Origin of the sequence: Nitrosomonas sp. Is37, from assembly GCF_033063275.1 — a bacterium.
Taxonomy (GTDB): domain Bacteria; phylum Pseudomonadota; class Gammaproteobacteria; order Burkholderiales; family Nitrosomonadaceae; genus Nitrosomonas.
Genome location: NZ_JAWJYP010000051.1, coordinates 1 through 10,282, shown reverse-complemented (window position 1 = coordinate 10,282; position 10,282 = coordinate 1). Strand labels below are relative to the sequence as shown.

Annotated in this window: 8 protein-coding genes; 2 read left to right on the top strand and 6 right to left on the bottom strand. The window is 46.9% G+C overall.

Annotation, left to right across the window (positions count from 1 at the left end):
- The first annotated feature begins 421 nt into the window (after positions 1-421).
- A complete protein-coding gene (locus R2Q26_RS14895; RefSeq protein ID WP_317537012.1) occupies positions 422-1,459 on the top strand; it encodes an ornithine cyclodeaminase in 1,038 nt (345 codons plus the stop codon).
- Here the strand turns inward: R2Q26_RS14895 and R2Q26_RS14890 are convergent.
- Entirely contained in the window at positions 1,456-2,319 is an 864-nt protein-coding gene (locus R2Q26_RS14890; protein WP_317537011.1) for an arginase, read from the bottom strand. The genes R2Q26_RS14895 and R2Q26_RS14890 overlap by 4 nt on opposite strands.
- Positions 2,320-2,601: 282 nt before the next feature.
- Here R2Q26_RS14890 and R2Q26_RS14885 point away from each other — a divergent pair, with 282 nt between their 5' ends.
- On the top strand, positions 2,602-4,209 hold the full coding sequence (locus tag R2Q26_RS14885; RefSeq protein WP_317537010.1) for a M2 family metallopeptidase: 1,608 nt from the start codon (positions 2,602-2,604) through the stop codon (positions 4,207-4,209).
- 228 nt (positions 4,210-4,437) lie between these two features.
- Here the strand turns inward: R2Q26_RS14885 and R2Q26_RS14880 are convergent, their stop codons facing one another.
- From R2Q26_RS14880 to R2Q26_RS14860, 5 genes are all read right to left on the bottom strand, one after another.
- Positions 4,438-4,794 (bottom strand): DUF2934 domain-containing protein, encoded by a 357-nt coding sequence (locus R2Q26_RS14880; protein ID WP_317537009.1) that lies wholly within the window; start codon positions 4,792-4,794, stop codon positions 4,438-4,440.
- Positions 4,795-5,133: 339 nt separating this feature from the next.
- Positions 5,134-7,302: a glycogen debranching protein GlgX gene (glgX, locus tag R2Q26_RS14875; protein ID WP_317537008.1), complete on the bottom strand. Its 2,169-nt coding sequence runs from the start codon at positions 7,300-7,302 to the stop codon at positions 5,134-5,136.
- A 403-nt stretch (positions 7,303-7,705) separates the two neighbouring features.
- On the bottom strand, positions 7,706-8,230 hold the full coding sequence (locus R2Q26_RS14870) for a CHRD domain-containing protein (RefSeq protein ID WP_317537007.1): 525 nt from the start codon (positions 8,228-8,230) through the stop codon (positions 7,706-7,708).
- A 674-nt stretch (positions 8,231-8,904) separates the two neighbouring features.
- The gene (locus R2Q26_RS14865; protein ID WP_317537006.1) at positions 8,905-9,684 is read right to left on the bottom strand and encodes a c-type cytochrome; all 780 of its coding nucleotides are present in this window, start codon (positions 9,682-9,684) and stop codon (positions 8,905-8,907) included.
- Between the two features lie 81 nt (positions 9,685-9,765).
- Complete coding sequence (locus tag R2Q26_RS14860) at positions 9,766-10,209, bottom strand: hypothetical protein (RefSeq protein ID WP_317537005.1); 444 nt, start codon at positions 10,207-10,209, stop codon at positions 9,766-9,768.
- Positions 10,210-10,282: the final 73 nt, after the last annotated feature.

The window sequence follows — 10,282 nt, the reverse complement described above, 5'->3', positions numbered from 1 at the left end:
ATCGGCTATTGATTGGCAATATGCCTAACCTACAACTTAGTAGTTGAGAAAAAGGATTTTTCAGGGACGACTATCTAGTCTAACATGCATTTAATGCTCAAAAAGCTCGCCATTCTGTCTAAGTAGTCAAAAATCCGCCAAAACAAGATCTACGGACTAATCAAAGTAGCAAGATGCTGTTTCTTTCCTTTTTGGCAATCGATATCCAACAACCTGCTGCGCAAACGTTTTACTTCGTCACAATTTTGTTGTCACCAATCGTAATTTGTTTGTTATCCTGAGCTAGCAAAAATATGCTGATTAGATACTTTTCAATAATGGGTACTCAACTACTATGCCAATAATATCGCTAGCATCCCATGTAGATGTATAAGGCGCGATGCCAATAGAAAAGTTTTTTTGACCTGTTGGGAGTTACGCAATGAAGGTTATGAGTGTTCACGATATCCAAAAACTGATCAAAATTATTGGTTTGGAAGCCTTTCTTGTCAGGCTGATTACGTTTCTGGAAAACGATTTCTCCCATTGGGATACCTTCCGCAAATCCGTGCGTCATGCAACCTATTTTGCGCAAGGCGCCATTGAATTGATGCCCTGTGCGAATGATCAATTTTATACATTCAAATATGTCAATCGCCATCCCGCCAACACGGCACAAGGTAAGTTAAGCATAGTCGGCATCGGCCAGTTAAGCGATACCGCTACCGGTTACCCGTTGTTGCTTAGCGAAATGACCTTACTGACCGCTTTGCGCACGGCTGCAACCGGAGCTTTGGCAGCCAAGTATTTGGCTAGAGAAAACAGTCAGTCTTTAGCGATTATTGGAACCGGCGCGCAGTCGGAATTTCAGGTAATGGCTTTTAGCAGTCTTTTCCGGTTACGGCAAATACGCTACTTCGATGTTGATGCAGCGGCAATGGCTAAATTTTCGCGTAATCTGGCGCCTTATGCTTTCGAGCTAATACCCTGCGCCAACATTCGGGATGCTATTCGCAATTCTGATATTATCATTACTGCAACGGCGTCAAACAGACGGCAGACATTGTTTGAATTGCAAGATGTCACACTAGGCACCCATATTTACGCCATGGGCGGCGATTGTCCAGGAAAAACCGAATTAAGTCGAGCCCTGCTACAGGCAGCGAAAATTGTGGTTGAATTTATTCCGCAAACACTAAAGGAAGGTGAAGTACAGCAGTGTGATGCAAGTGATATTTATGCCGAATTATGGGAACTCGTCACTAAACGCAAGCGAGGCAGGGAAAACGCTACTGAAATTACCGTGTTCGATTCGGTTGGCTTTGCATTGGAAGATTTCGCAACGCTGCGCTTGGTGTATGAACTGGCTTTAGAGCATCAATTAGGCAGTGAGATAGCTTTGCTGCCCGAAGTGCGTGATCCTAAAGATTTGTTCGGTGTTTTATCGCCTTTCCCTCAAGGAAGGGGAACTGATTGCTAATCTACATAGAATGTTTCAACAATCGTTTTCATCAGTTGCAGTGTTTTAGCGTGCCGATCGTTTTCTGGATTGAATTCACTGATCTCCAGACCGCAAAGGTTGGTATGGCGCTTCACCAAGGTAAGCGCTGTCAGGAGGGGCATGGCTTTAATTCCGCCCGGCACTGGCGTTTCTACGCCAGGCGCATCTTCGGGATCAATGAAATCCAAGTCGAGGCTGATCCCTATCATGCCGCAGGTTCTGCTTAATTGCTCGATGGCCACAAGTAGTGTTTGTGAAAAATCGCTGATTTGATCGGCAAACACAATCTTGACGTTTGCCTGTTTTAAAAGAGCATATTCCTCCGCTTCATAACTGCGGACACCGATCAGCAGCAGATTTTCTGGCTGAATAAAGCGACAAGCTGGATAAATTGCACCTAGCCGCTCATCCGCTTTGCCTAGCAGCGCGGCAACAGGCATGCCGTGTATATTACCGGAAGGCGTGGTGGCAAAAGTGTGCGCATCCATGTGCGCATCAAGCCAGATTAAGCCAAGTTCGCTGCTGTGCGGCAATCCCTGCAGCACGCCTGACCAGGTACCAAGTGCACAGGAATGATCACCGCCGATCACCAGAAAATGGCGTTGGCTTTCAGTCCAGTAGCGGGTAAATTGACTCGCTTTTTGGTAGAGATGGGCTAATCTGACCTCTTTTGAGCCCGTCTTTTCGGGATACAGTATATGCCATTGCAGCTGCAGGCTGGTGGGCGCTGCTGGTTGCCGTGCAAACTCGTCACGCAGCAGTTCTGCCGCGTAGCCGCAGGTGCGCATCGGTCCGCCCAGACAAGAAGCAATTCCTAGTGTTTGTATCAGTTTCGTCATAAAGTAATGATGGCACAGCTTGAGGACAATGTCTTTAAGACAAACCAATTTTTTACTTTTTCCCAGCCAAGATTTCCAGTCAGTCCTTGCTCATCCAGCGAAAGCAGGTAATCAGCAAAGTTACTCAGAATTAGCAAAAGGATGTGGTAAATTATAAATCAGTCGCAGTCGGATGCAGAATATTTGCCAGAAAGCTTTTCATGGATCATTTGCGTGTCATTTTCTGTCGGTTATAGCATTTCTGGTCTGTTCTCATCCCGCGCAACATCGGAGATAGATCACATGACGGAAGAATTCAAAGCATTTGTAAAGAAATTCGAAGCAAAGGTCATTCCCTTGCATAAACAGGCGATGCTGGCATATTTCAATGCCACGATCTCGGGAAAAGAAGAAGATTATCGTCGGGTAGCTGATTTGGAAGTACAACTGACTAAGATACTCGCCAGTAAGGAAGATTTCGCGACGCTCAAGCGAATTCGTGCAGCGAATACCATTTCGGATCCGATGCTGCGGCGGCAGCTCGAGGTGCTGTATCTCTCATATCTCGAAAAGCAGCTTGATGAAAGTAAGCTTGAGCAAATGATTCGCTTGCAAAATGAGAACGAAAAGAAATTCTCCACTTTCCGCGCAGAAGTGAACGACAAGAAACTTACCGACAATGAGATCGACGAGATTCTTCACACCTCCACCAATAGTGTGGAACTCGAAACGGCATGGACGGCAAGCAAGGAAATCGGCAGCGTCATCGCCGACGATATCCTGCGGCTGGTACGTATGCGCAACGAGGCGGCACACGAACTCGGCTTCGCCAACTATCACGCCATGAAGCTGCAGCTGAGCGACCAGGATCCCATGCAGATCGAGGCGCTGTTTGACGAGCTCGACGAACTAACCGCACCGGCATTTACCGAGCTGAAATCCGACATCGATGCCAAGCTGGCCAAGCGGTACAATATATCGGTAGAGGATCTAATGCCCTGGCATTATCAGAGTCGTTTCTTCCAAGAAGCGCCAATGATCTATAATGTCGACCTTGATGAATTTTACCAGGACAAGGATATCGTTTCCCTGACGAAACAGTATTTCGCCAGCCTCAACATGCCGATCGACGATCTGCTCAAACGCAGTGACCTGTTTGAGAAAGAAGGAAAGTATCAGCATGCCTACTGCACCGACATCGATCGCGAAGGCGATGTGCGCGTTGTGTGCAATATCAAGCCAACTTACAACTGGATGGACACTATGCTGCATGAGTACGGCCATGCGGTGTATGACAAGCATATCGACCGCCGTCTCCCCTGGGTGCTGCGCGAAGCCGCGCATATATTTACGACCGAAGCTATCGCCATGCTTTTTGGACGACTCGCGAGCAATCCCGCCTGGCTTGAACAAGTCGCAGGTATATCGGCCGATAAGATAGAGCAGATAGCAGATATCCTATTCCAGTCCCTCCGTCTCGAGCAACTCATGTTCAGCCGCTGGGCACAAGTCATGTATCGCTTTGAGAAGGCCCTATACGAAAACTCCGATCAAGATCTCAATACCCTCTGGTGGCAGTTGGTAGAAAATTACCAAATGCTGCGCAAGCCTGCAGGGCGCGATAAACCTGACTGGGCTTCCAAAATCCACGTTGCCCTCTACCCGGCTTACTACCATAACTACCTGCTAGGCGAGCTGCTCGCATCTCAACTGCATGCCTATATCTGTCGCGAAATACTAAAATCGGACAATCCTCGTCGTGAGGCCTATGTCGATCACACTGAAGTTGGAAGCTGGCTCATCGAGAATGTCTTCAAGCCTGGCCGCACTCTTTTGTGGAACGACTTGATCGAGAATGCCACTGGAGAGAAGCTCACCGCGAAACACTACGCCGCACAATTCGTGAATTGACCGCAGATTTTTATGCTGAGAATTCAAAGGATGGATTGATAAATCCTCCGTGGCGTAGCTATCATGGACTAAACTTTGCCATTTGACAGAAGTAGATCAAAAGTAGCGACAATACTTATTGCTCATCAGATGTTGATGAGCAAGCGCTGGGTGAATGATATACAGCAAAGTTATTTCAGCCTACTCTGCTGATTCATGGCACAGAAAACAAGCACCCTGCTTGCAGTGTCATTCCTTGAACGGTGCTTCTTCCGGCTCGACACTTTCGACCTGGGGAATGGCCTTATGCGGATGCTGTTTGACCATTCGCTTCAATTTGTCATCCTTCGCTGGCCCATGAATGCCGCTCTCTTGAATCTCCCTATCCGGTGGCAGTTCCTGCAGCTCAGGCATTCTGTGCTCAAGCTCGGCTTCGGCTGTAAGCCAGTCATCAAGCTCATGCCCGGGAGCGTAGCCACGCTCCGCGTAGCGGTAGTAGGCAGTCTCACGAATCATCGCTTCGCGCTGCTCAAGGCTGAGAGTCCCTCGCCAAGTAATGTTGGGATCACTTTTCTGTTTAACAGAAGTGCGTGTCTGTTTAGCCATGTTTTTGTCCTCCATCATTGAAGATAAGGAGTACGGAGCGAACAGGCCAGGCCCATAAGGCTGCGCACCCCTCATAGATACCTGGTTGGTTTGCAATTGTAACCATACCCACCAGGACCATGAAATATAGGAAAAAAATAAACGTTTTTTAATTTAACTCTAATATGTTAATAGATTATTACAATATTTTGATTAAAAAAATACGTATAAACACGTAAGAACAATTCTTATTTAGAAATGATCAAAATTTTTATTTTTGATTCAAGCTATGCCATATAGCAAAAATTTAGATGTGCTATCTATTGCCATATCTTCTGCTTCTTAGTTCTGATCACCACTTCAAGTCACCTTAACATTCGCAGCTTCTCCCTTGCGTACCAGCAGCATGAAAGAGCGTGACACTACTTCGAGTCCCTCCCCCTCTTCCAAAGTCTGCACAACAGCCTCGCCAGTCGGATTCAGAGTATCCACCAGAATCTGCCAGCGGCCAGGTTTTTGCAAGATCGGGAGCGAATAATCAATCGGAGTATTTTCTGCGTTCAAAAGTGCCAGAAAGGTGACGTCTGGCTCTGGCACACCTTCCTCAGTTCGGTGATAAATGCCCGCTTCTCCACTCAACAAAATGGCAAACGCCCGCAACGACGGGTTGTGCCAATCTTCAGTAGTCATTTCTTGCCCGTTGGAACGTAACCACGTTACATCCTTAATATCAGTACCCGGCGTGGAGCGTCCCTGAAAAAACCGGTGGCGATGCAGCACAATATGACGTCGACGCAAATCGATCAATCGTTTTACGAACTGAATGAGCTCCTGCCCCCGCACCCCGATTTCCACCCAATCGAGCCAGTTCTGCGGGTTATCCTGGCAATAGGTATTATTGTTACCCAGCTGGGTACGCGCCAATTCATCACCAGCGAGTAACATCGGTACGCCTTGTGATAAAAACAGTGTAGCAAGCATGTTCCGCATCTGGCGGTAACGAAACTCCAGAATCTGGGGGTCCTCAGTGGATCCTTCTATCCCACAGTTCCAGCTGTAATTGTTGTTCATACCGTCGCGGTTATCCTCCAGATTGATCTCGTTGTGTTTTTGGTTGTAGCTGACCAGATCATATAAGGTAAAACCGTCATGGGCAGTAACATAGTTGATGCTTGCCCATGGGCGGCGTCCCCGATGCGCGAATATGTCCGCCGATCCACTCAGGCGTGAGGCCAACTCCGATAGCTGGCCCTCATCTCCACGCCAGAAGCGGCGAACGGTATCGCGATAACGGTCATTCCACTCAGACCACCCCGGCGGAAAATGGCCGAGCTGATAGCCACCCGGTCCGCTGTCCCATGGTTCTGCGATCAGCTTTACTCTCGATAACACAGGGTCTTGGGCAACTGCATCGAGAAAACTGGCGTGCTGGTTGAATAGCTCATCGGTCCTTGCCACAGCTACTGCCAGATCGAATCGAAAACCGTCTACCCCCATTTCTTCGACCCAATATCGCAGTGAATCAGTGACCATCCTGAGAACGTGTGGATGACGCAGCTCCAACGTATTGCCAGTGCCGGTAAAATCGTTGTAGTAGCGCGGCTGGTTTTCTACAAGATCGTAGTAGCTTTTATTGTCCACTCCCCTAAAACTGAGCGTAGGACCCAAATGATTACCTTCACCGGTATGGTTGTAAACTACATCGAGGATGACTTCGATACCGGCATTATGCATCAGTTGCACAAACGTTTTGAACTCGTGCATACTCCCTGTACATAGATAGTCGGCGTGAACGGCAAAAAAGCCAATGGGGTTGTAGCCCCAATAGTTGCTCAACCCGCGTTCTACTAAATGTCGATCATGAACGAAGGCCTGGATCGGCATGAGCTCTACTGTAGTCACAGCCAGGTTCTTGAGGTAATCCACTACAACCGCCGACGATAACCCTTCGAAACTGCCGCGTATATGTTTAGGTAGATCCGGGTGCTGCATGGAAAAACCGCGCACATGAAGCTCGTAGATGATGGTTCGATCCCATGGTGTAGCAGGTGGAGGTTTACCTCCCCAGGTAAAAGCAGGATCAATGACCTGGCATTTTGGTATGAATGGCGCGCTGTCGCGTGTATCGAAAGATAAATCCGCGCGTGGATCACCGATGGTATAGCCATACAAGGCATCATCCCAAAGAAGTCGACCCCGCAACGCCTTGGCATAGGGATCAAGAAGCAGCTTGTGGTGATTGAAACGAAAACCCTGCTCAGGGTTATAGGGACCGTAGACTCTATAACCGTATAACTGGCCAAGATGGACGTCGGGAAGATAGCCATGCCATACTTCATGAGTGTATTCGGGCAACGCTATCCTTTCAACCTCATGCTCCCCCATCTCATCGAATAGACACAGTTCCACTTTCTCGGCGTGTGCAGAAAATAGGGCGAAATTGGTGCCTGAGCCATCCCAAGTTGCACCAAAAGGATAAGGCAGGCCAGGCCATACGCGTTGTCCCCGTCTTACTGTATCATGGGTCATTTCGAAAAACTTTCATCATCGATACCTCCGCTCGGTAGTTCCATCTGCATAAGATCGGAATCGACTTGTTATGAAAAGGTTTAATTTCTGCTTTAACTGAGCCAGATTTCAGAAGATTATCAGGTAGAGAGGATATTCTCAGTGCATTTCTGGCATGCAAACGATTTTTGTGGCTATCTTGCACTGAAACAAACCAGATTACCGAATATGACGGTTCTGGCTGCAATTGGATTTAATCGATTCTAGATTTGATTTTGATCTCGGCTTGATGGAAATTTTTGCCAACAAAAAATTTGATGCAGCTTTGGCAACCAATGGCGGTGACAACGATAGATAGCTGAAGAAACTCACGCTGCCCCCGCCTGTTCATCTTAATGATGATTTGTTAATCATCCAATACTCTTCATCTTAAGATGATGTCCTCGACTATTTGTCCTCGTGTTTCGCCAGCGGGATGAGCGTTGCTGTGGATATTCGTATAAGTCTTCCCAGCGAGCATCGCATCGACCAGTTCCTTTAAGGTTGTTATGCTTTGTTGAATGGTGTCCATGCACGCATTTTTGACAATATTAGCGTCGGTGAGTGTAGCTTTAATTTTAAACATGCCATCGACTCCACCGGTAATAACACCCGAGAGAAAGGCCACTATCGGCCCATTCTGGCCTACAGCCCCACAATGGATATGAGCTCCTGCCTGCCCAAGTAAACCGACCGGAGCATCATTGTTTATAGCCTTAAGCTCGAAATCCATCATTGTGCGGTCTGGATTAACCTCAAACAGCGCTCTTGCTCGTATTTGATTCACCACAGGTGGGACCTCCTGGTCTCCCGTAAGCTTGGCCCTAAATTCGAGAATGCCGGCGCTATAAGCGCTTCCAGCAAGAAGTATAAGGACTAATAGATAGGATATAGTCATAATTATTTTCATGATTTGATCTCCTTATGGTTATTGAACGTCCTTCTGCGAAAGACTCTTGATTGAACCTAAGATAAGTGATAGGAGTAATAAATACTTTTATTAAACTCTAATGAGTTTTAAATAGACTATTGAAATATATAAATAAAAAAAATACGTGCAAACACGTAGAAATCAGCTTTATCGACAATCAATCAAATATTTTTTTAGCTGAAGTTATGCAATATTCCAAAAGTTAGGTGTATTTTTGCCTTTCAGCTAATTCCATATCTAAATCAAACCTGATTTTGTCGGCTTCTCTTTGCCGTTTTATTTATACTGTCTGCAGCTCACCTTCGCATCATGTTTGATTTGGAAATGAAATAAGAGATATTTTGGAGCAAAGAGGAATTGATCACCCCAAAATGCAAAGAGCCAGGAGAATTTGTGTAGATTTATAATCAGGTGGACTCCAAGCGTTCATTGCTTCAAAGTTTTATGCAAACGAACGTGGCAATAGTCGGGCCTGATAACTGAAACATCAAAGGTTGTGAAAAGAAAACTCAGTTTTGCTAAAACTGAGTTTTAGCGTAGCTACATATCAAATAGATAGACGAGAAGCGAGTACTACCCAACACAGCGATTGGAGTGCGCAATAGATGTATTGACAAAACGCAGTTTCGCTAAAACTTCATTTTCACACCCCCTCAGTGCACATGATCTCCTGGCGGAGGTATAATCTGGTTCTCTTGGTTAAGCTGCTCTAACTGCTGAGTCAAAACACCCACATTTAACCAACCAAAGTCATCGAATTGAGCTACCCAGCGCGCACGCAAATAGCCAAAACGATCGATCAGAAACTCCAGATGCCCGGGTGTCATGCCTTTGCCCAGCAAATCAGGAACCGTTCTATTCCGGCGATATAGCAAGTGGCTCTTGCTGATTTCCTGCCAGCCTTCGGTCACCACAGGGAAAGGAACACTATGGGCGATGTCCATCAGTTCTTGCTCATTAAGCGCTCCCATGGGCACTGCCATAATCTCAGTATTATGGGTGAAACTGAAATTCTCATAAGTTTCTTTCAATTGACTTAAACGCTGCTGAGATTGTGGCCAGGAAAATAACACCAGCAGTACATTTTTTTGTAGACGAAAATCCTTTAAATTGCCGCTAGATCCATCATAAGCAAAATAGGAGAAGACAGGCGCCCCAATGTCCGGGGATGCCGGCATGATCATAGTTTCCAATAGACGAGCATCGAAACCACGAGACAGAGCACGCAGGTAATTGACGATATCCCAGCGATCTTCCTCAGACAGAGTGGCAGCAAAACCAGGCATGTCAGTTCCGGGTATACCATGAGATAGCCAATGAAAAAAGTTGCCGACAGTATGCCGTGCAGTATGGGGTTTTGTCAGTAGGTCAGCCGGTTCTGTTGACAACGTTTCGGCAAGCTCCCCGTTGCCCTTGCCTTGCGGGCCTGACAACTCGCACAATGCCCGGCATAAAACAGGGAACCATTCGAGATCGAAATGGCATCGAATGGCACCGGTGTTTTTTGATAGGTTTCAGGATAGGCTTCGATGGCAAGCGGGGGTAATGCAATCGCCAAAGCAATGACCACCAGCGCACTCGGTACCAGAATTTTTTTCTTCCCGGTCTTGTTCTTTTTTATCCCCAACCAGATCGTAGCCAGCGCAACGAGCAACAACGCTGTTCCTGTTCCACACCATTTCCTGTACATTCGGTTCTTCCCAGGTGGCTTTAATCGAAAAGCGGAATGGATAAGGCCAGTTTTCGATGATGGCATGCTTGGCGGGGAGAGTGTTGGCCAGCATGGTGGCAAGCAGGACCAGCAACAGTGCAAGGATAAATTCAATACTGACCCACTTTCTGAGATGCTCGGTGCCTGTTTTGACCTGCTCTACATTCTCAAACTGAGAAAATAAGCGCAGCCAGCGGTAACGCGCTCGATAGGCGATAAACAAAATGACCGCTAGATACTGTATCACGAGATAAAAAATATGAGATTCTTGTAAGGAAGGAGGATCTCATATGACACAAGCACATCGTAGGCACGATATA